21 protein-coding genes and 2 tRNA genes are annotated in these 22,353 nt (G+C 39.5%); 6 read left to right on the forward strand and 17 right to left on the reverse strand.

What is annotated here, in order from left to right; genetic code table 11:
- Nucleotides 1-68: 68 nt before the first annotated feature.
- The 10 genes from BFL47_RS00990 to sufB all read right to left on the reverse strand — a co-directional run bounded on the left by BFL47_RS00990 (nt 69) and on the right by sufB (nt 10,356).
- Entirely contained in the window at nt 69-920 is an 852-nt protein-coding gene (locus tag BFL47_RS00990; protein ID WP_069657921.1) for an HAD-IIA family hydrolase, read from the reverse strand.
- Nucleotides 921-933: 13 nt separating this feature from the next.
- Nucleotides 934-1,974: an aminoglycoside phosphotransferase/kinase family protein gene (locus BFL47_RS00995; protein ID WP_069657922.1), complete on the reverse strand. Its 1,041-nt coding sequence runs from the start codon at nt 1,972-1,974 to the stop codon at nt 934-936.
- 17 nt (nt 1,975-1,991) lie between these two features.
- Nucleotides 1,992-3,350, reverse strand: a complete 1,359-nt coding sequence (locus BFL47_RS01000; RefSeq protein WP_069657923.1) for a glutamine synthetase family protein — start codon at nt 3,348-3,350, stop codon at nt 1,992-1,994.
- A gap of 119 nt (nt 3,351-3,469) precedes the next feature.
- A complete protein-coding gene (locus tag BFL47_RS01005; RefSeq protein WP_069657924.1) occupies nt 3,470-4,480 on the reverse strand; it encodes a glutamine synthetase beta-grasp domain-containing protein in 1,011 nt (336 codons plus the stop codon).
- Between the two features lie 308 nt (nt 4,481-4,788).
- Nucleotides 4,789-5,109: a metal-sulfur cluster assembly factor gene (locus BFL47_RS01010; RefSeq protein ID WP_069657925.1), complete on the reverse strand. Its 321-nt coding sequence runs from the start codon at nt 5,107-5,109 to the stop codon at nt 4,789-4,791.
- Nucleotides 5,110-5,113: 4 nt separating this feature from the next.
- Complete coding sequence (locus tag BFL47_RS01015) at nt 5,114-5,536, reverse strand: SufE family protein (RefSeq protein WP_069657926.1); 423 nt, start codon at nt 5,534-5,536, stop codon at nt 5,114-5,116.
- 6 nt (nt 5,537-5,542) lie between these two features.
- Nucleotides 5,543-6,796 (reverse strand): aminotransferase class V-fold PLP-dependent enzyme, encoded by a 1,254-nt coding sequence (locus BFL47_RS01020; RefSeq protein WP_069657927.1) that lies wholly within the window; start codon nt 6,794-6,796, stop codon nt 5,543-5,545.
- A 27-nt stretch (nt 6,797-6,823) separates the two neighbouring features.
- On the reverse strand, nt 6,824-8,149 hold the full coding sequence (gene sufD, locus BFL47_RS01025) for a Fe-S cluster assembly protein SufD (protein WP_069657928.1): 1,326 nt from the start codon (nt 8,147-8,149) through the stop codon (nt 6,824-6,826).
- Complete coding sequence (gene sufC, locus BFL47_RS01030; RefSeq protein ID WP_069658035.1) at nt 8,130-8,888, reverse strand: Fe-S cluster assembly ATPase SufC; 759 nt, start codon at nt 8,886-8,888, stop codon at nt 8,130-8,132. The genes sufD and sufC overlap by 20 nt, the downstream gene beginning before the upstream one ends.
- Before the next feature lie 25 nt (nt 8,889-8,913).
- Entirely contained in the window at nt 8,914-10,356 is a 1,443-nt protein-coding gene (gene sufB, locus BFL47_RS01035) for a Fe-S cluster assembly protein SufB (protein WP_069657929.1), read from the reverse strand.
- Nucleotides 10,357-10,489: 133 nt separating this feature from the next.
- On the opposite strand from sufB, the gene BFL47_RS01040 reads away from it, so the two are divergent.
- Nucleotides 10,490-11,113, forward strand: a complete 624-nt coding sequence (locus BFL47_RS01040) for a helix-turn-helix transcriptional regulator (protein WP_069657930.1) — start codon at nt 10,490-10,492, stop codon at nt 11,111-11,113.
- Nucleotides 11,114-11,262: 149 nt separating this feature from the next.
- On the opposite strand, the gene rpe is transcribed toward BFL47_RS01040, so the two are convergent.
- On the reverse strand, nt 11,263-11,934 hold the full coding sequence (gene rpe / locus BFL47_RS01045; RefSeq protein ID WP_069657931.1) for a ribulose-phosphate 3-epimerase: 672 nt from the start codon (nt 11,932-11,934) through the stop codon (nt 11,263-11,265).
- A gap of 3 nt (nt 11,935-11,937) precedes the next feature.
- A complete protein-coding gene (locus BFL47_RS01050) occupies nt 11,938-12,291 on the reverse strand; it encodes a response regulator (protein WP_069657932.1) in 354 nt (117 codons plus the stop codon).
- A 116-nt stretch (nt 12,292-12,407) separates the two neighbouring features.
- On the opposite strand from BFL47_RS01050, the gene rocD reads away from it, so the two are divergent.
- A complete protein-coding gene (rocD, locus tag BFL47_RS01055) occupies nt 12,408-13,634 on the forward strand; it encodes an ornithine--oxo-acid transaminase (protein ID WP_069657933.1) in 1,227 nt (408 codons plus the stop codon).
- Nucleotides 13,635-13,713: 79 nt separating this feature from the next.
- Nucleotides 13,714-14,388, forward strand: coding sequence for a hypothetical protein (locus BFL47_RS01060; RefSeq protein ID WP_069657934.1), 675 nt, complete (start codon nt 13,714-13,716; stop codon nt 14,386-14,388).
- 18 nt (nt 14,389-14,406) lie between these two features.
- Here BFL47_RS01060 and BFL47_RS01065 read toward each other — a convergent pair whose 3' ends face one another.
- The 4 genes from BFL47_RS01065 to BFL47_RS01080 are packed head-to-tail and all read right to left on the reverse strand — an operon-like array spanning nt 14,407 to nt 20,828.
- Nucleotides 14,407-15,084: an alpha/beta fold hydrolase gene (locus BFL47_RS01065; RefSeq protein ID WP_069657935.1), complete on the reverse strand. Its 678-nt coding sequence runs from the start codon at nt 15,082-15,084 to the stop codon at nt 14,407-14,409.
- A complete protein-coding gene (gene mprF, locus BFL47_RS01070) occupies nt 15,081-17,690 on the reverse strand; it encodes a bifunctional lysylphosphatidylglycerol flippase/synthetase MprF (RefSeq protein WP_069657936.1) in 2,610 nt (869 codons plus the stop codon). Before mprF ends, BFL47_RS01065 begins: the two co-directional genes overlap by 4 nt.
- A gap of 16 nt (nt 17,691-17,706) precedes the next feature.
- Nucleotides 17,707-18,303 (reverse strand): DUF502 domain-containing protein, encoded by a 597-nt coding sequence (locus BFL47_RS01075; RefSeq protein WP_069657937.1) that lies wholly within the window; start codon nt 18,301-18,303, stop codon nt 17,707-17,709.
- A 56-nt stretch (nt 18,304-18,359) separates the two neighbouring features.
- Complete coding sequence (locus BFL47_RS01080; RefSeq protein ID WP_069657938.1) at nt 18,360-20,828, reverse strand: bifunctional UDP-N-acetylmuramoyl-tripeptide:D-alanyl-D-alanine ligase/alanine racemase; 2,469 nt, start codon at nt 20,826-20,828, stop codon at nt 18,360-18,362.
- 64 nt (nt 20,829-20,892) lie between these two features.
- Between BFL47_RS01080 and BFL47_RS01085 the strand changes: the two genes are divergently transcribed.
- The 3 genes from BFL47_RS01085 (at nt 20,893) to BFL47_RS01095 (ending at nt 21,695) form a co-directional block, all read left to right on the forward strand.
- Nucleotides 20,893-21,381 (forward strand): regulatory protein RecX, encoded by a 489-nt coding sequence (locus BFL47_RS01085; RefSeq protein ID WP_069657939.1) that lies wholly within the window; start codon nt 20,893-20,895, stop codon nt 21,379-21,381.
- Nucleotides 21,382-21,484: 103 nt separating this feature from the next.
- A tRNA-Gly gene (locus tag BFL47_RS01090) sits at nt 21,485-21,560 on the forward strand.
- A 49-nt stretch (nt 21,561-21,609) separates the two neighbouring features.
- Nucleotides 21,610-21,695 (forward strand) — tRNA-Leu (locus BFL47_RS01095).
- 40 nt (nt 21,696-21,735) lie between these two features.
- Here the strand turns inward: BFL47_RS01095 and BFL47_RS01100 are convergent.
- Nucleotides 21,736-22,302: a DUF4256 domain-containing protein gene (locus tag BFL47_RS01100; RefSeq protein WP_069657940.1), complete on the reverse strand. Its 567-nt coding sequence runs from the start codon at nt 22,300-22,302 to the stop codon at nt 21,736-21,738.
- Nucleotides 22,303-22,353: the final 51 nt, after the last annotated feature.

The raw sequence follows: 22,353 nt of genomic DNA on the forward strand, positions 1-22,353 counted from the left end.
CACAAATCATTTCCATTTCAGATCCTAATCTACTAAAGCAGACTCACAAATCATATCCATTTCAGATCCTAACCTACTACAGCAGACTCACAAATATACGTAGGTATAATTCCCGTAGACGCAATCAATGCATCCCGATCTGCCGCTAATGTATTTCCTGACAATACCAGCACCGTATCAAGGCCAAACTTATTCCCCCCAAGAATATCAGTAAAAAGCGTATCCCCGACCATTAAAATATCGTTCTTGGTAGCCATAGAAGATTTCCGCACCAGATCATAGGCAAACATAAATAACTGCGAATCCGGTTTACCAAAATTGATAAACTCTCTCCCCAGTATATTCTCAATCATCGATGCAACCCCACCAATGGCTATAGAAACCTCATTTTTATTTACCGGATAGGCATAATCCGCATTCGCTACAATAACAGGTATAGTTCTTTTTCTTAATAAATTAACAGTTTTATTTAAATCACTGCACCAGTCAAAACCCTCATCATCCAAAAATACCAATACATTAACCAAATCGATATTACTCTCATCGATTAAACTCATCGGTAATGTTTTCAATCTTGAGCTCTCAATATAATGGGCCGAATTGCTCGTTCCCAGATAAGCCACAATACCATCATGCACCTTTAAATCAAGGTATTCTCTGGCCAGCATGCCTGATGAAATAATCCGGTGATGCGAAATGGAAGGAAGCCCCATTTGATGGTATATTGAAGCTAACTGTCTTGGACTTCTTGAAGCATCGTTCGTCACAATATAGTACTCCTTTTGTCGAGCCTCCAGTAAAGCAAACGTCCTTTCAATACCTGGAAACAGTCCGTTATAATTTCTCAGCACCCCATATGCGTCGAAGAATATTACTTTATACTTTTCTATAATGGATTCAAAGTCGCTCAGATAAGTCATTCTTAAGTTTAATTTAAATAATATGCAATGCTTCTATTATCTTTTCCGGATCAAAATCCCGATCTATCGAAGGAAAATAGATCTCAAAGGCTTCAGACTGCAACTTCGTTGCATATTGCTCACTGAAGAAATGTGTTCCATCCTTGATCACATAATTCAATATAAAAAATCGATATACCTCCCTGATAAACCTCACTTCCATGGCCGTTAACGGATTAATTTTATGATACTCTTCCAGAAAAATAATGAACCGGTCTTCAGTAAGTGGACCGATTAGATAACTAAATACCGTTTTATCCCCCGCGTCGGATACTACACGACTTAGGAAATAAAAATCCATCACCCTACTGCTCATCCTAAACCAATCATAATCCCAGCGCGAATAAAGCTTTAGCGCTGGAGTAACCGAAAAGTTCCCAATATTCCAGTCTATAAACACAGGAATACTTTCAAAAGCAAAAGCATTAAATAATAGCCTGTTCTTTAAAAAGCTTTCACAATGAAAACGCAAGACCCCTATTTGTTCAGCAGTAAATTGCTTTTTAAGCTTTGCAGTATCCAATTGTTTAATCAGGGTATTTATATCGGTGCTTAAGTTCTTTGATGACTTAGGAAGCACCTTACTTACTCTGGAACATGCACGGTGAAAGCGACCAATCTGTTGTCCCAATTTACGAATTTGCTGCTCTTCCAAACGCTTAGGCAAGCGATTTTGTACCCTTGCCGGGTTGTAAAAGACCACCCAGGTATCAACCTTTCCTGTTTTATGATGATACGTGTATACCCGGTTATTCTTCAATAAAGACTTGGCCAATAAATTCTCAAAAGGATACAACAGGTTATTTGCCAAGGCATGTATTATCCGATGATCCTCCTTAAAATGTTCATACTTACCAAAAAAAGACAGCTTGGCTATCACAATGTCTTCATCCTCAAAAAGAATCCTGAAGACATGATTAGTAGAAACCATAGCACTGATGTCCTGGATCCTTACAATAGTTTTCGATGGATCATAATCCTTCCATGCCTTTTTAATAATTCTGGAATAGTCCATGAATACGCTCTATTTATTTATATACTTTCAAAATATCTTCTCAACTCCCAGTCACTTACATATTTACTATGTTCCGTACATTCCCAGAAGCGGGTTTTGCTAAAATGATTAATAAACTCTACACCAAATAGCTCTGCAGGCAATGGCGACTTATACATGATCGACGTTGCCTCATGCAAACTGGATGGAAGCCTTTCTATATTCATCTGCGCATAAGCATTTCCCTTAACAGCCGGAATGTGAAGTGGAATTTTATTCGCAATTCCATATAAACCGGAAGCCAAAGAAGCAGCCATGGCAAGGTAAGGATTCGTATCCGAACCAGGGATCCTCGTTTCCAAACGAGTCAATGCATGATTCTGATTGATCACCCGTAACGCTGTAGTGCGATTTTCAATCCCCCAGGTCACCGTTGTCGGTGCCCACGCCCCTTTCACCAACCGTTTATAACTATTGATTGTAGGCGCATAAAAAGGCATAATATAAGGCATGCAATAAAGCTGTCCCGCCAGATAATGCTTAAATAAATCACTCATCTTGTCCACATCCTGCTCATCATAGAACAAATTGTGCTGCTTGTCCCGATCCCAAAGACTCTGGTGAATATGGCCGCTGCAACCAGGAAGCGTTTCATTCCACTTGGCCATAAAAGAAGCCAGCAGGCCATGGTTGCCCGCAATCTCTTTTACCGACGACTTTAACAATAATGCCTGATCTGCTGCCTCCAGCACTTCATTATGTATAATGGCTGCTTCGTACACTCCCGGGCCTGTTTCCGCATGCAACCCTTCCAAAGGAACATTAAACTTAGCCAGCTGCCCGGCCAGATCATAAAAATAATCACTATGCTGAGATGGTCGCAAGATGGAATAACCCAACATTCCCGGACTCAGAGTCTGCAGGTTACGGAAGTTTTTATCCACTACCGTCTGTGCATTCTCCTTGAAATTAAACCACTCAAACTCTTGTGCAAACTCAGCATGGAATCCCATTTCAGTGCACTGCCTTCTGATTTTTTTTAACAGGCCGCGAGGACAAGCAGAAAGCCCCGTTTCTTCACCTTTACTAAAATCAGCGATAAAAAAAGGAATATCATGCTGCCAGGGAATCGTACGAAAAGTAGAAAGATCTATAAAACAAAGTTTATCCGGATAACCACTATGCCAGCCTGTTACCTCCAGATTTGTATTTAAAACATCTGCGCTATCCCAGCCAAATACGACATCACAAAAGCCATATCCAGCATCCAGACCCGCTATAAATTTATCTTTATGGATCACCTTACCCCTCAATATACCATCGATATCAGCAAATGCAAACTTGATATAATCTGCATTTTTATCTCTTAAATAGTCAATGATCTGGTTCTTCTCCATTAAAATAGTATTGAAACAGTAAATTTCCGTTAATTAAACCGAAATAACTATTAAAGACAAAAAATCACAAAAAAAAACCCCTGAACGTTTCAGAGGTCTTTTTTATATATAAAAACTAATTATACTTTAGCCGATTTTACTGTCTTAATAATAATAGCTGCAACTTTATAAGGATCTGCAGCAGAGTTTGGACGACGATCTTCCAAGTATCCGTTCCATCCTTTTTCTACCGTGTATAAAGGAATACGAATAGATGCGCCACGATCAGATATACCGAAGCTGAAGTCCATAATAGACGCAGTTTCATGTTTACCTGTTAAGCGTAAGTGGTTATCAGCACCATATACATCAATATGTTCTTTAATCACCGGACGGAAAGCTTCACAAATAATGTCGTAAGTTTCCTTGCTTCCAGCAGTTCTCAACGTAGTATTAGAGAAGTTAGCATGCATTCCTGATCCATTCCAGTCCAAAGAGCCAAGAGGTTTACAATGCCAGTTGATAGAAACACCGTAATCTTCACCAATTCTTTCTAATAAATAACGGGCAACCCAGATTTGATCACCAGCTTCTTTAGCACCTTTAGCGAAAATCTGAAACTCCCACTGTCCCGCAGCAACTTCAGCATTGATACCTTCAACATTCAAACCAGCATCCAAACAAGCATCTAAATGTTCTTCTACGATCTCTCTTCCGAAGGCATTCTGAGCCCCTACTGAACAGTAGTAAGGACCCTGTGGACTAGGATAACCTGCTGCAGGAAAACCAAGTGGTTTACTTGTTTCAGGATCCCAAAGGAAATACTCTTGTTCAAAGCCGAACCAGAAGTCATTATCATCATCTTCAATCGTTGCACGACCATTAGAAGGATGAGGCTCATGAGTTGAAGTTAACACTTCACACATAACAAGATAAGCCTCTTTTCTTTGAGGATCAGGACAAATGAAAACTGGTTTTAAAACGCAATCAGATGAACCTCCTGGCGCCTGCTCGGTAGAAGAACCGTCAAAGCTCCAATAAGGGCAATCTTCTAATTTACCACTGAAATCCTTTTCAATTTTCGTTTTACTACGCAGGCTCTGTGTTGGTTTGTAACCATCAAGCCAGATGTACTCTAATTTTGTTGCCATTTTTGAATATATCGCTAAAATTTACCTTAAATAATATGTTATTGTCTTAATTATCTAAACTGAAATTCGAATCTACATTTTTATTTCTATTATTTGCAAAACTTTAGCACATTTATTAAAAATAAATCAAGTATTTTTAATAATACCCCTAGATGTTACATTTAACCCAATTTTACGAACCCAAAATAAATCCCCTCTCTAAAAATAAAGCCTTCGCGATAAAACATGAAGCTAAATTTTAAATAAAAAAAATAAAATTGCATAAAAAAACCCTCTTGTTTAAAGAAGGTTAAATAAATTTATACTGCTTATAAAAATCCAAGCTCCAGTTTAGCTTCTTCGCTCATCATCTCTCTGTCCCATGGCGGATCAAATGTAATTTCCACCCTCACCTCCTTAACTCCTTCTATCACAGAAAGTCCGCGCTCCACATCCTGAAGAATCTGGTCGGCAACCGGACAGCCCGGAGCAGTAAGAGTCATAATTATTTTAATGATCCCATTCGGATAAGTAATCAACTCATAGATCAAACCAAGCTCATAAATATCCACAGGAAGTTCCGGATCAAAGATCGTTTTAAGTCTTTCAATTACCTTATCCTGTATTCCCGCCGCATCATTTATTATCATCTCATCAGGCTTTTAAAGAGTTATAGGCATGTGCATACAACTTAATTTGTTTCAACATGGAAAGCAATCCATTTGAACGTGTTGGCGAAAGATGTTCTTTCAAACCAATCCGGTCGATAAAATAAACATCAGCTCCTACAATTTCAGCTGGAGTATACCCTGACAACACCTGTACAACCAGGTTAACCAGCCCTTTTGATATAATCGCATCACTATCAGCTGTGAAGAAGATCTTTCCATCCCTTGTCTCCGGATAGAGCCACACTCTGGATTGGCATCCCTTAATCAAATATTGATCTTGTTTATATTTTTCATCAATTATAGGCAGTTCCTTTGCAGAAGTAATGATGTATTCGTATTTATCAATCCAGTCTATCAGAAATTCAAACTCATCTACAAGTTCATCCTGCTTCTCATTTATAGTCATCAATCCTTAAATTAAAATAGTAAGCGCCCTTTTTAAACTAGTTATAAAGACATCTATTTCCTGTTTAGTATTATACACCGCAAAAGAGATCCTCAATGTACCCGGTATTTCAAAGAAATCCATAACCGGTTGGGTACAATGATGTCCGGTACGAACAGCTACACCCATTTTATCAAGCAAAACACCAATATCATAGGGATGAGCACCTTGAACAACCATCGAAATAGCACCGGAACGATGTGCAGCCGTACCGATTATACGAACACCCTCTACTTGCAATAATTGATTTAAAGCATATTGATACAATTCCGTTTCATATCGTTCAATATTTTCAAGCCCGATTTCATTAATGAAATCAATAGCCGAATTCAGCGTGATAGCCGCTTCAATATTGGGCGTACCCGCCTCAAACTTAAAAGGCAAATCGTTATATTCCGTACCTTCAAAAGTAACGGATTTAATCATATCTCCCCCACCCTGATAAGGTGGAAGTTTATTCAGCCACTCTTCCTTACCATAAAGGATACCAATCCCGGTAGGACCATACATTTTATGTCCCGAGAAAACCAAAAAGTCGCAATCCATTGCCTGAACATCAACCTTAGTATGTTGTACCGCTTGTGCAGCATCCACTAGAACAGGAATATTATTTTCATGCGCAATCTTAATAATTTCAGATACAGGGTTAACTGTTCCCAAACTGTTCGATACCATCGTTACTGCAACGATCTTCACACGATCATCAAGCAGGCGTTCAAATTCATCCAGTAACAGCTCACCAGACTCATCCATTGGTATAACCTTTAATGTCGCTCCCCTTTTTCCGCAGATGATCTGCCAGGGTACGATATTAGAATGATGCTCCATAGCAGAGATCAACACGCTATCACCGGGATTCAGATACGTATATCCAAACGTATCCGCAATCAGGTTAATACCATCTGTAGTACCCTTTGTAAAAATAACTTCATGAGAATGAGGCGCATTGATAAAGGAAGCCACACTATTCCGTGTTACTTCATAAGCATCAGTAGCTTGCTGACTTAAATAATGCACCCCCCTGTGGATATTACTGTTTATCGTAGAATAGTATGCAGTAATAGCCTCAATAACAGCATTCGGCTTCTGTGTAGTCGCCGCATTATCAAAGTATACCAACGGTTTGCCATACACAGATTGATGTAAAGCAGGAAATTGATTCCGTATGGGCTCTCCCTTATATATAAACGCGGTTTCTACCCGATCTGTAATTGCTTCCATAAATTCTTAAATAATCCGTACCAATTTTTAAACTACAGTAAGATTCTCTGTATTCAGTTTTTTGTTTAATAAATCGGATACATAATCCTGCAGCGATTCAATTTTTATACGCAAAATCACGTCAAATATAAACGATTGCATAATCAGTTTCTTTGCGGCCTCTTCTCCAATACCACGTGTCTGCAGATAAAACAAAGCATCCTCATTGATCTGACCTATTGTTGATCCATGTGAACATTTCACATCATCAGCAAATATTTCCAATTGAGGTTTACTGTTTACCGTAGCCTGATCACTCAGCAAAAGATTATTGTTCTGCTGAAAAGCATTGGTTTTTTGAGCATCGGGACGCACAAATACCTTACCATTAAATACAGCGTGAGAAGTATCAAGCAGAATTCCTTTATATACTTCGTTGGTATTACAATTAGGCGACTGATGATCTACCAAAGTATGATTATCAACGTGCTGGTCACCGGTCAATATGTATGCTCCTATTAAATTAGTTTCCGTACCTACATCCTTCAATTGAAAGTTCAGGTCGTTTCTTAATAAAGTAACATCGCTCAGCGCAATATTTGAATTATTCAGCACACTGTTCCGGTATTGAAAAACCTCTCTATGTTGCACGAAATAGGCATTTTCCGGAAGCGTGTTGATCATGTGGGTATGAAGAACCGCTGATTCATGAACCTCCTGTTCGCATACATAACTCACAAAAAGCGGATGTACCAGCGAATCAGAATGAAAGGTTTCAATTATAGTGGCTTCACTGTGTTTTTCAGCAATCACCAACATGCGGTAAGGCACAAATTCAGCGATATCATTCACTGTAAACACATGGGATACATGAACCGGTTTTTCTACAATTGCATGAGCAGCTATCTGCAAAACGCTTACTTCAGTAAAAAAAGCGGTGTTCAACGCCAGCATAGGCGCATCATCTTCCGTTGCCAGCGTAGAGATCTTATCTGCAAACCTGGATTCAGCCAAGGTAGCCTGAGTATCATAAAAAGTAATTCCTTCAGGCAAAGCATCCGAAAGTTCCGGAGCAAAACGCCCGTTCACCAATACCAAATGAACCGCGTCTAAAGAGTGAATCCGGTTGGTGTTGATCAAGGAATGATCATGTTCAATCATTAACTGCAACTCATCTTTCAGCGCAGCAGATAAACTGGTAAACTTCCATTCCTCATATTTACGGGTAGGAAACCCCATTTCCTTAAATATAGAAAAAGCTTCATTCCGCTTTGCTGTCAGATTTACCGATTCAATATAGGTTAAAGCAGCCTGCTTCTTATCAAAGCTGTCAATTAAGTATCTATAAAAATTATTATACAGTCCCTGTTTCATGTTGTGTTATCCAGTCATACCCTTTTTCCTCAAGTTCCAACGCTAATTCCTTAGTGCCCGATTTAATAATACGTCCATCATATAAAATATGAACAAAATCAGGAATAATGTAATCAAGCAGCCGCTGGTAATGAGTAATAATAACAAATGCATTATTTTCAGTACGCAATTTATTTACACCACTTGCCACGATCCGTAGCGCATCAATATCCAATCCGGAATCTGTTTCATCCAGAATAGCCAGTTTAGGATCCAGCATGGCTAACTGCAATATTTCATTCCTCTTCTTTTCACCACCGGAGAAACCTTCGTTCAATGAACGGTTCACCAACGATGATTTTAATTCTACAAGCTCTTGTTTGTCTTTTAAAAGCTTCAAAAACTCTTTAGAAGTCAACTCAGGCAAGCCTCTATGCGCACGGATTTCAGTAAGCGCTGTCTTCAAAAAGTTAATGTTAGAAACTCCAGGTATTTCTACAGGGTACTGAAAAGCTAGAAATAGTCCTTCGCGTGCCCGTTCTTCAGGAGCCATTTCCAACAGGTTCTTTCCATCTAGAAAAGCCTCTCCTTCAGTCACCTCATATTCAGCCTTTCCAGCTAAAACAGAAGCCAAAGTACTTTTACCTGATCCATTAGGACCCATTATAGCGTGAATTTCTCCCGCATTTACCTTAAGATCAATCCCTTTCAGGATTTTTTTTCCTTCAATCGAAGAATGAAGATTCGTTATATTAAGCATGTTTTTGTCCAAATTAACAATAAAACTATCCAACACTTCCGTCAAGTGAGATAGCAAGTAATTTCTGTGCCTCTACAGCAAATTCCATTGGAAGTTTATTCAGCACCTCCCTGGCATAACCACTCACGATCAAAGCTACCGCTTTCTCATTATCAATTCCACGTTGGTTCAGATAGAAAATCTGATCTTCCGCAATCTTGGATGTAGTTGCCTCATGTTCTACAATGGAGCTGCTGTTTTTTCCTTCAATATATGGGAATGTATGCGCACCACATTTATCACCGATCAGCAAAGAATCACACTGCGTAAAGTTACGCGAATTAACTGCACCCGAATGGATAGAAACTAAACCGCGATAGCTGTTGTGGCTATGTCCGGCAGAGATTCCTTTAGATATAATCCGGCTCTTGGTATTTTTACCCAAATGGATCATCTTCGTTCCTGTATCAGCAATCTGTCTGTTTCTGGTTAGCGCTACAGAATAGAATTCTCCTGAAGAGTTATCACCCTTTAAAATCACACTAGGATATTTCCATGTAATGGCAGAACCGGTTTCAACCTGAGTCCAGGATATTTTTGAATTTCTACCTTTAGCAATAGCTCTTTTGGTTACGAAGTTATATACCCCTCCCTTACCATCTTTATCGCCTGGATACCAGTTTTGCACCGTAGAATATTTGATCTCAGCATCATCCATTGCAATCAGTTCCACTACCGCAGCATGCAACTGATTCTCATCGCGCCTTGGTGCAGTACATCCTTCCAGGTAACTTACATAGCTGCCCTCATCCGCAATAAGCAAGGTACGCTCAAACTGACCGCTGTTCATGGCATTGATCCGAAAATAAGTAGAAAGTTCCATTGGGCAACGTACACCCTTAGGGATGTAAGCAAATGATCCGTCGGAAAATACCGCAGCATTCAGTGCAGCAAACAAATTATCAGTAGCAGGCACAACGGTTCCTAAATATTTCTTAACCAGTTCAGGATGATTTTGTACCGCTTCACCGAAGGAACAAAAGATAACCCCTATCTCGGCCAACTTACCTTTAAATGAGGTACCTACTGAAACACTGTCGAAAACAACATCTACAGCAACTCCTGAAAGCATCTTCTGCTCATCAAGAGAGATTCCCAGTTTAGCAAAGGTCTCCAGTAACTCCGGATCGACTTCATCCAGACTTGCCAAAGCCTTTTTCTTAGGTGCAGCATAGTAGGAGATATCCTGAAAATTCAAATCAGGAAAATTGAAGTTCTGCCAGTCTGGTGTCTCCATTGTTAAAAAGTGTTTTAACGCTTTCAGACGATATTCCAATAACCAAGCCGGTTCATTCTTCTTAGCTGAAATAAATCGTACCGTATCTTCATTCAAACCCGGAGGTAAAATCTCTGTATCTATATTAGTAGAAAACCCGTACTCGTATTCACTGTTGGCAAGTTCTTCTAATAACTCTTGGTCTTTACTCATCGTTCAAATTAATTAAACCTTTATTTTATTTATCAGGAAATCGCAACCCGCATTCCATTTTAAAAATTTTCTCTTTATTAATCACAAAGTTACTACTTTTGTATTAAACAAGTAAATCCTTGGAAAAATAATTATGCGACCAAACAGGTTCTTACAGCTTCTTAAAACGAGAGGGCCTCTTAGTGCCAAAACTATTGCCGTTGAATTAGGTATGACGGGCGAAGGCGCACGTCAGCAACTAATCAAACTGACAGAAGAGGGACTCTTAAAAGCGACCTCCATTTCTAACGGTGTAGGAAGACCCATGCAAATATATGAACTTACCGAACATGGCAATACGTATTTTCCAAACAACCATGCGGAGCTTAGTGTAGAACTGCTTAATGCCATTAAAGATGAGCTGGGTGAGGCCGCCTTGGAAGTGGTATTAGTTACCCGTGAAAAACAGGCCGTTAAGCGCTATATGGAGGTCTTAAAGGACTATCAGGGCCTTGAAAATATCCTCAAAGCATACACTGCAATGCGGTCTACTGAGGGGTATATGGCGGAATGTATTAAAGAGTCTGAACACGTATATACCCTACTGGAGAACCATTGTCCCATAGGTGCTGCATCCAGTGCCTGCTCCGGATTTTGCCATTCAGACACGCGCATTCTGCAACAGGTTTTGGGAGAAAGTGTGCAGATCAAACAAGAACATACTATTGCAAATGGGCAACGTGTTTGCTCTTACAGTATCATTGAAGTGCAATGTTAATATGACTTTTAGATTAACTAATTTGCACCTTTTACAGAATTGACTCGCAGATTGGGTTGCATCGAGCGGAGAAGGTGCGGAGAAGGTGGATGTCAAGTGCGCAATAATCAATACGTTGCTTGTAATCAAATCTTAGCCAGGTAATTTACTTAGATCAGATTACTGAACGGATCTAATTCTTTAAGAGAATTGATTGTTCGCATTGGATTATCTGAAGAAAAAACAAAATTTCCGGCTACAAGCACATTCGCACCAGCCTTTACAAGAGAAGTCGCGTTGGTTAAGTTTACCCCTCCATCCACTTCAATATACAAAGAATCATTCCTTCCAGCAGCCAAAGCTTTCAGGGTATGAAGTTTTTGATACGTGTGATTAATAAATTTTTGGCCTCCAAAACCTGGATTAACAGACATCACGAGTACCATGTCTACATCTTCAATAATATCTTCCAATAAAGAGATGGGCGTATGCGGATTTAAGGCTACACCGGCAGTACAACCCATTTTTTTTATAGCATCTATGGTGCGGTGCAAATGGGTACATGCTTCATAATGAACGGTTATATTCGTGGCACCAGCGTTCTTAAACGGCTCAAGGTAACGATCCGGATCTGTGATCATTAAATGCACATCAAGAGGTTTTCTAGCATACCTTGCGATAGCCTCTACAACAGGAAAGCCAAATGAAATATTAGGAACAAATACACCATCCATAATATCCACATGAAACCAATCTGCTTCAGAATTATTAATTAACTCAATATCACGCTGGAGATTAGCGAAATCTGCGGCTAAAACAGAGGGAGCAATAAGATGATTCATAGATCAAATATAGGCTTTAAGTAGGGTTGTCACCTCTTTAATGTGAAATGGTTTTTGGATATAATCATCTGCGCCACATTCAAAAGCAAGATTTGAAAGCTTTATAGAAGTCGAAATGAGGATAAAAGGAATATGTTTGGTTGCTTCGTCACTCTTTATAATCTTGCAAATTTCACTTCCCTTTACAGTAGGAACCCAAATGTCACATAGCACAAGATCAGGCATAATGGCTTTGATCTCTTCCACAATTTTCCCATCGCGTGACGACACCACTTCATACCCCTCCTCCGTTAGGAGAAGTGTCAGTATATCTTGAATATCTATATCATCCTCGATCACTAATATTTTCTTCTTCATGTAAAAATTGATCTTAAAAATTATTTGTAAAAATTAAAGTGTTATATACTATTACCTGTTTTTGTGATATATTGTTTAATTTAACCCATCTTTCTTTAGTAATACATTTGAAATATATGATAACCAGTCAGGAAGCAATCGATTTAGAAAACCAATACGGAGCCCATAATTACCATCCACTGCCGGTTGTACTGGCAAAAGGGAAAGGGGTATTCGTGTGGGATCCTGAAGGCAACAAATACTTTGATTTTCTGTCTGCCTACAGTGCGGTGAACCAAGGGCACTGCCACCCTACGATTATCAAGGCGCTTATTGAACAGGCTCAGGTACTTACGCTGACTTCGCGTGCCTTTTATAGTGTAAAATTAGGACAATGTGAAAAGTTTATATGTGATTTTTTCGGCTATGAGAAGGTGCTGATGATGAATTCAGGGGCTGAAGCAGTGGAGACAGCTTTAAAATTAAGCCGGAAATGGGGTTATGTAAAAAAGGGAATTTCCGATGATCAGGCGCAGATTATTGTATGTCAGGAGAATTTCCACGGACGTACTACAGGTATCATCTCATTTTCATCCGATCCGGATTCCACGACCAACTTCGGACCTTTTACACCGGGTTATATTCCTATTCCATACAATAACCTTGCAGCACTGGAAGAGGCATTAAGTAATCCAAATGTATGCGCCTTTCTTGTAGAGCCCATTCAGGGAGAGGCTGGGATAAAGATTCCGGATGAAGGTTACCTGACACAAGCCTGGGCATTATGTAAGAGCCACAATGTTCTTTTCGTTGCCGATGAAATACAGACCGGAATTGCGCGAACAGGTAAAATGCTGGCCTGTGATTTCGAACATGTTCGTCCGGACGTTCTTATTTTGGGCAAAGCACTCTCAGGAGGAGTGCTTCCTGTGTCAGCGGTGCTTGCCGATGATGCGATTATGCTGGTAATAAAACCGGGCGAGCATGGCTCTACTTTTGGAGGAAATGCACTGGCCTGTGCGGTATCTATGGCTGCTTTATCAGTAATCAAAGAGGAAAACTTAGCAGAAAATGCCGCCAAAATGGGACTTCTCTTTATAAACAGGATGAAGGAACTGAAGGACAAGTTTCCCGATATCATCTCTGAAGTACGCGGAAAGGGATTAATGAACGCAGTTGAAATTAAATCACAAAAAAATGGACATACTGCCTGGGATTTCTGTATTCTATTAAAAAACAAAGGATTATTAGCTAAACCTACACATGGCCATATCATACGATTTGGCCCTCCACTTGTTATTGATGCCAAACAGATGGAAGAGTGTCTGCTCATTATCGAAGCTACACTTGATGAATTTGGCTAATATTGGAAAAGATTATTTCAACATTCAAACTTATACACTTAACATCTGTTAAAATTTGGTCTATATAAGCTTGTGATCTATGAATAAAATCTATCTATTCTTTACAACCCTCATTTTGTTTTTTTTTACTACTGCCAGCCGGGCACAAAGTGTGGATTCATTATTACTTAAAAGTCAGGTCATCTTATCAAAAGAGCGCATTTTTAGTATAAAGGGTTTGGGGATGGCCTTCCCTGTTGGCGGTGTATCAGAGATCTTAAGACCTCGGTTTTCATCTTCAATCGGGTATCAGATTCTCAGTAAGAATAGAAAAAACTTTATTTTTCCGGCTCTCGATTACTTAAACTATAAGTATGATCAAAAATTCCCGACGGATGGCTACAATACCAAAAATGCAAATGCCAGGTTCTACATGGCCACGCTTTCTTATGGATATATTAAAAGCATCAAACAATTGAGTATTTTTGGATCAGCTGGAATAGGAGGAGGACTGGTAAATGAACCCAGAGCTTCAATAGATGAAGCAGCAGGAAACATCAACTTCAGAAACAAAAGTTCTTTCTCTGGGATAGTTAAATTAAATACAGGAATTGACTATGGGAAACGTCGATTTAAGTTTTTTGCTGAGTTAAGTTACATGCAAAACACGAAACGAATAGAGACGCATAATCTACAGACATTGGCCTTTAACATCGGTACAAAAAGCAATCTGTTTCGCCTGGCACAAAGTATAGAAGGCATCAGAAAGAAATAAACAGCAGGTCGATATCAATCAATTGATATCATTAATTATAGTGTTTGCCAATAAAAGTTGATCATTGTTGTAGTAATGATTCCCTTTTAAGGTCACTACACGGTTGCCTGCATTCCTAAATTCTTTTGTTATACCTGCATTTTCCAGTGTTCCAAAAAAGCATAACGCTTTCATGGATTTAATTTTTTTCAGTTCGGCCAATACATCGTATTTACCGGATGCCTTCATATTCAACATACCGGAGACACTCACTTCAAAATCGGCTCTTGGCTCAGCAGAGATCATACTTAAACCAGTAAGGGAAGCCTTTAGATTTTCAGGAAGTCTGCGGGCCACGAAAGGAACGATGCTGCCACCAAAAGAAAAGCCAGTGAGCAAAAAAGTGTCTTTTTTCCATAATCTCATATAGCGATTAATCACTTCAGAAATCTCAAGGGTAGTTTGATCCGGTGATTTTTCATCCCAAAAGTATTTCTTCGCATCTAAAGCGACTACAGGATAGCCTTTCGCAGCAAAGGTTTCAGCGAGTTTCTGGGAGAAACTATTCCATCCTCCATCGCCTGAAATGAAGAATACCATGGGCAATTTAGCATTCGTATGGGTTGCAGGAATAACCTTTAAGGGTAAATCGGCAGCCTTGAGCAATACAGAGGAAGATAATATGAGAATCAGGACTATTAAACGATTGAAAGTCATGGTTTGATTACTTTATTGAGAATAGAAGGAATTTGAAAGAGATCATAATCATTATCGTATATCAGATATTTGTTGGACCATGATGGTTCAAACTTATCTTTATACTCTCTTAAACCTTTATAATGGGAAAATGTTCTAATGCGTTCGTAAGCAAATTTCATTGACTTTTCAGGAAATGTTCTTGCCTCATCCAGTCCAGCCAAAGGCGCAAAGCCAAGATTTACAGCATGGTAATCATTCTCTTTCAGGTAATTAAAAAGTTCTATAAGGACAAAGTCCATGATTCCATTTGGCGCATCTGATGATTTACGCATCAGATCGTAGGTAGCCTCCCCTTTTACAAAGTCGGGAATAATATTTAGGAAAGCGACCACTTTCTCTTCTTCGTTCTCTACAGTGATGACGACCTGGTTTTTAATTTCTTCCCAAATAAACATCCCTTGGGAGAAGATAATTTCAGAGCGCTTGGTGTCCTGTAGCCATTCATCGGATACCGCCTTTAATTTTTGCAGCAATCCGTCTTTTAAAGGAGGCGTATGAACGGTGGCTTTAAATCCCTTGTCGCTTACTTTTTTCAATGCGTTGCGCATAGACTTTTTAGTGCCGCCGGCTAAAGAAAAAACGTCCAAATCTACTACTCCCTCCTGCCCAAGGAAAAGTGCTTTTTTGCCTAATTCCTTATAAATCGGCATACTTTGTTCCGATACGCGGTAATAGATGGGCTTAAGACCATTTTCATAGCCATACTGATCAAATGCTTTGATACATTGTTTTATGCTTTCATCATCGGGGGCAACAGGATCTTCGAGCACTACGGCGTAATTTCCAATCACACGGTAAGAAATAAAGCTTTCATCTCCCGAGTGAAAGATCAGCTTATCGAAGTAAGTTTTAAAATAATCGAGGGCAGAATGACCATATTTTTCAAGCAAGTTTTCCGCCTTATCCAATTCCTCTTTAGAAGGCTCTTCCTTCGAAACATAGGGTCGGATGAGCGTGTAGAGTAAAAATGCAATGGATAACACCCCACTGATATTAATGGAATAGAGAAAATTACGACCAAATTGGCTTTGTGCCACCAGACTCCCATCAACAATTAAGAAATAATTTTCGAGCGTATAACGGATAGACTGAATTAAACTAAAGTCGAGATCAAAATGTCGTTTATCCAGAAGATAAAACCCCAGTATGCCATAAATAATGACAGCCCCAATGCTGAATAAAGTCGTTTGAATGCCAATGTTTCGCAATCGGGGATTGATGCGTACGTAGTATTCCTTTCGGGAAACAAACAAGATGACGGTGACCACCAAAGCGATAGTCGACTCTTCATAATCAACAGCCTTTGCCAAGTTTCCTATAAAAGAAATCAGACTCAGCGTGAGTGCCAGATACCATGCAGAGCGCAGTCCCTTGAGCATAAAAGCAGCCGTGATGAGCAAAAATAAACCAGCAGCAAGTACAAAATAGTTGGATAAAGAAATGACTTCAGGTGCCATTATTCCTTTTAGAAATTCAACACGAACGGCAATTGAAGGTGTGAGAACGGAAATAATATTGATCAGACCGAGTACAAACAACAGAAACGCAGGCAGCACCCGCATCAGCAGTTTATTAATTTTCAGCAAAAAGCTAAAAGCACCGGCAATCATGGGCAGCCAGAACTCAAAAAAGCGATATAAAAAGGTAACGGCAATCGCTTCAACTTCGGAGAACCCAAAACGGGTAATCACGAAAGCCATGGACACCTCTATTGCTCCTAATCCCCTTAAAAAAGGAGATATGATCAAAAAGATGACCGAGATAATATAGGCCATGGAGGAGGTAAGCAAGGAAGGATTCAGGTTTAAGGCCAGCATGGCGATATAGATATGAGCAATACCGACCACTTCAATGATGGAGCTATAAAGAACCGTTAACATAAAGCCTTTACTTTCCAGCTTGTTATTGATTAGCCCATCCACGAAAAAAGTAGCGGCAGGAAAATATCGCTGAATGCTGTGGTAAATGAAACCCCGACTTTTGATCGAGTGGTACACGTAGACCAGCAAGCTGACCAACCCAATAATAGAGGCTAAGGCAAACCACTCGCCAGCACCTACTGTACTATTTAGGAAAGCAATGACAAAGACCGGTAGAGCAACCAGAATAACTGATAAGATACCTACAAAACCATATATGGAAGAAGCAAAATGAATTTGCGACTTATTAACTCCTCTTTCTTCGATATCACCGGTAAAAAAGGCTAATGAAGATATGCCTCCGGCAGGAAGGAAAACACTTATAAAATTACGTTTAAGAAATAAAATCAGGCCAATGCGGAGTGGTATTTCAGTTCCTACAGATTTAAATGAAGCCACGTACATCATTCCCTGTAAGAGCAGGTAGACGACGGTTAGTATAATCCCCGGAATAATCCACTCTATGGAGGCAGCCGACATGACGTCTTTAACCTGAGAAATTTCTGCCCGCTCATTTTTAATGAACCAGATTCCAATTCCAATAAAAAAAAGCGTCAGAATAAACTGTGAAATCAGTTTTAGATTTTCCCTTAAAAAGGGGATACTCCTGTCGTTGAGTAGTTTAAAAGGTTTTGTATATGGCATTAGAGTTTAGAATAGATTAATCTACACCACTGACACCGCCAGAAACGATAAACTTCATGGCATCACTAGCGCTCATTTGTAAAGGTTTTACATTTTCAGCTTTAACAATAGCCAACTGTCCGGCGAACGAATAAGAAAAAGGGAAATAAACGGCCACATTACCTTCCAGGTTAAGTTTTGAAAGATCTTTTTTAGTGACAAAGCCAATTTGTTTCAGACCGAAATCATTAATCTCAACAATAACAGGTTCATGAAATTTCTTTTCATCCCCTACAAAAGCTTCGGTTAGATCTTTAACTGAAGAATACAGGATATTGAACAAGGGAACCCGGTTGAACCATCTGTTAAACCAATGTTTGATCGGTTCCGTAATCAAGTTAGTAACCACAATTCCTGCAAATAAGATGATGACGAGTACCGTCAGGATCCCCAAACCGGGAATATACATTGGTTTGCCGGTTTTAGCATCTACCCAAATTACGCCACTCAGATTTAAAGATTGGTCGAGGGTTGATACAATCCAGTACACAAGAAAAATGGCCACTCCTATTGGAACGACCACAATTATGCCTTTAATAAAATAATTAATTAATGCGCTGAATATCTTGTTCATCTTGGGTATGACGTAAAGGAAGTGAAATAAATTACAAAATCGGAATCTATATTTGGTTACTCATAATAATATATACGTTTTACACGTTGAGAAATGCTTGTTAAAACCTCATAAGGGATGGTTTTTAATTGATCGGCAATATCATTAACAGTATGATGTTCGTCAAATACGAGCACATCATCCCCTTCTTCAGCAGGAACACCTGTAATGTCGAGCATACACATATCCATACAGATATTTCCGATAGTAGGAACTAAAAAGCCATTAACCAGCATTTTGCCTGTGCCATTGCCCAATTGTCTGTTATACCCATCTGCATATCCGATTTTCACGGTTGCTACCCGGCCGTCATGCGTCATCACTCCCTTTCGATTATATCCTACGGTATCTCCGTTCTTCAGTTCCCTGATTTGGGAAATGCAGGTTTTGAGCTTGGCCACTGTTTCCAGTGGTGATTTATGCGCCGGATAAGTACCATCAATACCATACAATCCAATGCCCAGGCGAACCATATCGAACTGTGCTTCAGGAAAACGGCTAATAGCTGAGGTATTCGCTATGTGTTTAATAATGGGATAGCCCAGGGTCTTTTCCATAACATTAGTGATGGAAGTGAACAAGTTAATCTGTTCATGAGTGAGGTCGTCAGACAATGGATCTTCACTGCTGGTAAGATGAGAAAATGCACTTTTAACTACAATCAAGGGATTTTTAGCAATGATTTTTAACATGGGACCAATCTCTACCGTAGAAAAGCCAAGACGGTGCATACCTGTATCTAACTTAATATGGATGGGATAACGCTTCTTCTCAGTCTTTTTAAGCGCTACAATAAAATCATTCAGGACACGCAAACTGTAGATTTCGGGTTCCAGGTTATCTTCAATCATCATTTCAAAACCAAGCAAGTCAGGATTCATCACCATGATAGGTAATGTTACACCCGCTTCTCTAAGCGAGATTCCTTCATCTGTATAGGCAACAGCTAAATAATCAACCCGGTTAAACTGGAGCACGTTTGCAATTTCAAAACTTCCGCTTCCATAAGAAAAAGCCTTTACCATGGCCATCAATTTTACGCCGGGTTTCAGATGCGATTTGTAGTGATTGAGATTATTTTCAAGTGCATTGAGGTTGATCTCTAAAACCGTTTCATGAACCTTTTGGGTAAGAATTTTGCTGATCAGTTCGAATTCAAACTTTCTTGCACCTTTAAGCAAAATAGTTTCATCGGTTATACGAATGGTATGAATCTGGCTGATTAACGTAGCTGTATCAGGGAAAAATGTTTTTTCTATAGAGAAGAGTTTGGCATAAGAAGATATTTCGGGACCTACACCAATTAAGCGATCTACAGATTTACTTTCCAGTAGTTCGGCTATTTGTTTATATAGTATTTTAGGCGACATCCCCGCTTCAGGAATATCAGAAAGAATCAGGGTTTTTTTAGGGTGTTGATTTTGCTGATTTAAAAAATCGAGCGCAATAGCAAGAGAAGAGAGGTCCAAACTATAGGAATCATCGATTATCGAGCAGTTGTTGATTCCTGTTTTAAGCTCCATGCGCATCCTTACGGCATGGAGCTCTTGAATCCAGATCGTCACATCATCCCCATCGTATTTAAGTGCAAGCAGTAACGCCCAACAGCAAACCGCATTTTCTACTGAGGCAGCATCTTTAAAAGGAAGCATAGTTTTCATACTCTTTCCCTTAAAAATGGCAGTTAGGACGGTGTAGTTCTCATATCCATCATATTGGCGGATGACATTCAGATCTGCAGGTTGATTGAATGCCCAGGTAAATTTCTTTTTACCGGGAATAGTTCCTTTATAATTATAGAGATATTTAGGCGAATACACGAAAAGATCCACACCCTTAAAAAGAATCAGCTTTTCGGCTATTTTTTCATCCCTGGAGATAAATCCTTCATTGTGGGCTTGACCTATATTGGTCAAAACACCTATATTGGGACGGATAATGCTTTTCAGAGCAGACATCTCCCCTTTTCGTGAGATCCCAGCTTCAAAGATTCCCATGTTATTTTTCTCATTCATATTCCATACGGAAAGGGGAACGCCGATTTGAGAGTTGTAACTTTTGGGACTGCGGATTATATTTTTTTCATGACCCAGTAACTGGTAGAGCCATTCCTTCACTATGGTTTTACCGTTGCTGCCGGTGATTGCGATAACGGGATAGCTGAAATTTTTGCGGTGTTTGGAAACCAAGTCCTGCAATGCCTTCAGGGTATCTTCCACTAATAAGAAATTGGCATCGGGAAACTCAGAAACTCCGGTATAGTTTTTTTGTACTACAAAATTCCGAATGCCTTCCTGGTACGCTTCCTTTATGTATAGATCTCCGTTTCTTCGCCCACTTAACGCGAAAAAAAGTGCGTATTTTTCATCTACCAACTTCCTGCTGTCGTAAGCCAGGGTGCGGATGCTGTATTCAGGATGGGGGGTAATTCCCTCTGCTTGAATAACTTGTTTTATTTCTTCAAGAGAATAAGCTATGTGATACATTTGCGGACGAATTTCCGTATTTTTTTGCGATTTGAGTGATAAAATTACTAAATAGCGTTCTGTTATGAATTTAGAAAAGCCTATAAATAAAGTTCTTGATAAAAAGGCGGCACAAGCTAAGGCAGAGCACTATTGTGCCTATCAGGAACGTTCGCAACAAGAAGTGCGTAATAAGTTATACGAATACGGTTTAAGGAGCAATGAAGTCGAGGAAGTTATTTCGGAGCTGATACAAACTAACTTTTTGAACGAAGAGCGTTTCGCGATTGCCTACACGCTAGGGAAATTCAGGATCAATCACTGGGGAAGGATCAAGATCAAGATGGGATTGAAGAGTAAAAAGGTATCAGACAAACTTATTGTGTATGCGCTCAGGAAGATTGATGCGGAAGATTATTTCAACTCGCTCTGCCATATTATGAGTAAAAAAGCGGAGCAAGTGAAGGAGTCTGACCCATATAAAAGGAAGCATAAGCTGATTCAATACGGTTTAATGCGGGGATATGAAAGCGATATCATTTTTGATGCTCTGGAATTCAGTGCATTACTATAAAGTTAAAAAATAATTACATTTTCTCTTGACAAAACTACTTTTCTATCTATATTTGCAACATCAAAACGGATCGACGTTTTGATAAATACCAAACAATAACAATGCGAAAGTAGCTCAGTTGGTAGAGCACGACCTTGCCAAGGTCGGGGTCGCGAGTTCGAATCTCGTCTTTCGCTCCAATCCCTTCCTCTACCGAGAAGGGATTTATTTTAAAAGGTTTTTAAACCTGCTGAAGTGGTGGAACTGGTAGACACGCAGGACTTAAAATCCTGTTCGCCTTAAAGCGAGTGCGGGTTCGATTCCCGCCTTCAGTACAAATGCTCTCTAAGCCAACTTAGAGGGCATTTTTTTTGTTTAAACCCTTAGTGAGCCACGGAACCCTCTGCCGGCATAATATGATTCTGCACCATTGTGATACACGAAGACAGTGCCATAACGATAATCGGCAAAGATGGCACCACCAAGGTTTCTAATCATAGTAGGTGTCATAATCCAGCTTGATGTTTTAGTGTCAAAATTTCCCAATTTCTGTAAATCCCGATATTGTTCTTCTGTTAAGAGCTCAATACCTATGGAAGCGGCCATGTCAATAGCGTTATTTGCCGGTTTAAATTCTTTCCTCGACTCCAGTGCTTTACGGTCGTAGCAAACGCTTCTACGACCCTTAGGACTTTCCGCTGAACAATCATAAAAAATATATTCGTCCGTCTTTTTATCATGTCCAATAACATCAGGTTCCCCATCAGTTATTTCCATTTCGTTAACTGCCCACAGTTTTTCAGTATTTGCTAACAGCTTTGCTTGTACTTTAGACCATTCAAGCTCTTTATGGCGGTTTATGTGTTTCTCAAAACGGACTTTCAATACGCTGAGTAGTACTTCACTCTGTTCTAATGTCAACTCTTTTTTATTGCTCTTCATATTATTGATTTTTTTATGTTATATTGAACAGTTAACCGCAGCTACACGTAT

This window comes from Arcticibacter eurypsychrophilus (genome assembly GCF_001730525.1).
Lineage (GTDB): Bacteria > Bacteroidota > Bacteroidia > Sphingobacteriales > Sphingobacteriaceae > Arcticibacter > Arcticibacter eurypsychrophilus.

What these genes read in the sequence shown, in the direction of transcription:
- BFL47_RS00990 (WP_069657921.1), bottom strand. Translation starts at nt 920, where the DNA reads ATGACTTATCTGAGCGACTTTGAATCCATTATAGAAAAGTATAAAGTA.
- BFL47_RS00995 (WP_069657922.1), bottom strand. Translation starts at nt 1,974, where the DNA reads ATGGACTATTCCAGAATTATTAAAAAGGCATGGAAGGATTATGATCCA.
- BFL47_RS01000 (WP_069657923.1), bottom strand. Translation starts at nt 3,350, where the DNA reads ATGGAGAAGAACCAGATCATTGACTATTTAAGAGATAAAAATGCAGAT.
- BFL47_RS01005 (WP_069657924.1), bottom strand. Translation starts at nt 4,480, where the DNA reads ATGGCAACAAAATTAGAGTACATCTGGCTTGATGGTTACAAACCAACA.
- BFL47_RS01010 (WP_069657925.1), bottom strand. Translation starts at nt 5,109, where the DNA reads ATGATAATAAATGATGCGGCGGGAATACAGGATAAGGTAATTGAAAGA.
- BFL47_RS01015 (WP_069657926.1), bottom strand. Translation starts at nt 5,536, where the DNA reads ATGACTATAAATGAGAAGCAGGATGAACTTGTAGATGAGTTTGAATTT.
- BFL47_RS01020 (WP_069657927.1), bottom strand. Translation starts at nt 6,796, where the DNA reads ATGGAAGCAATTACAGATCGGGTAGAAACCGCGTTTATATATAAGGGA.
- sufD (WP_069657928.1), bottom strand. Translation starts at nt 8,149, where the DNA reads ATGAAACAGGGACTGTATAATAATTTTTATAGATACTTAATTGACAGC.
- sufC (WP_069658035.1), bottom strand. Translation starts at nt 8,888, where the DNA reads ATGCTTAATATAACGAATCTTCATTCTTCGATTGAAGGAAAAAAAATC.
- sufB (WP_069657929.1), bottom strand. Translation starts at nt 10,356, where the DNA reads ATGAGTAAAGACCAAGAGTTATTAGAAGAACTTGCCAACAGTGAATAC.
- BFL47_RS01040 (WP_069657930.1), top strand. Translation starts at nt 10,490, where the DNA reads ATGCGACCAAACAGGTTCTTACAGCTTCTTAAAACGAGAGGGCCTCTT.
- rpe (WP_069657931.1), bottom strand. Translation starts at nt 11,934, where the DNA reads ATGAATCATCTTATTGCTCCCTCTGTTTTAGCCGCAGATTTCGCTAAT.
- BFL47_RS01050 (WP_069657932.1), bottom strand. Translation starts at nt 12,291, where the DNA reads ATGAAGAAGAAAATATTAGTGATCGAGGATGATATAGATATTCAAGAT.
- rocD (WP_069657933.1), top strand. Translation starts at nt 12,408, where the DNA reads ATGATAACCAGTCAGGAAGCAATCGATTTAGAAAACCAATACGGAGCC.
- BFL47_RS01060 (WP_069657934.1), top strand. Translation starts at nt 13,714, where the DNA reads ATGAATAAAATCTATCTATTCTTTACAACCCTCATTTTGTTTTTTTTT.
- BFL47_RS01065 (WP_069657935.1), bottom strand. Translation starts at nt 15,084, where the DNA reads ATGACTTTCAATCGTTTAATAGTCCTGATTCTCATATTATCTTCCTCT.
- mprF (WP_069657936.1), bottom strand. Translation starts at nt 17,690, where the DNA reads ATGCCATATACAAAACCTTTTAAACTACTCAACGACAGGAGTATCCCC.
- BFL47_RS01075 (WP_069657937.1), bottom strand. Translation starts at nt 18,303, where the DNA reads ATGAACAAGATATTCAGCGCATTAATTAATTATTTTATTAAAGGCATA.
- BFL47_RS01080 (WP_069657938.1), bottom strand. Translation starts at nt 20,828, where the DNA reads ATGTATCACATAGCTTATTCTCTTGAAGAAATAAAACAAGTTATTCAA.
- BFL47_RS01085 (WP_069657939.1), top strand. Translation starts at nt 20,893, where the DNA reads ATGAATTTAGAAAAGCCTATAAATAAAGTTCTTGATAAAAAGGCGGCA.
- BFL47_RS01100 (WP_069657940.1), bottom strand. Translation starts at nt 22,302, where the DNA reads ATGAAGAGCAATAAAAAAGAGTTGACATTAGAACAGAGTGAAGTACTA.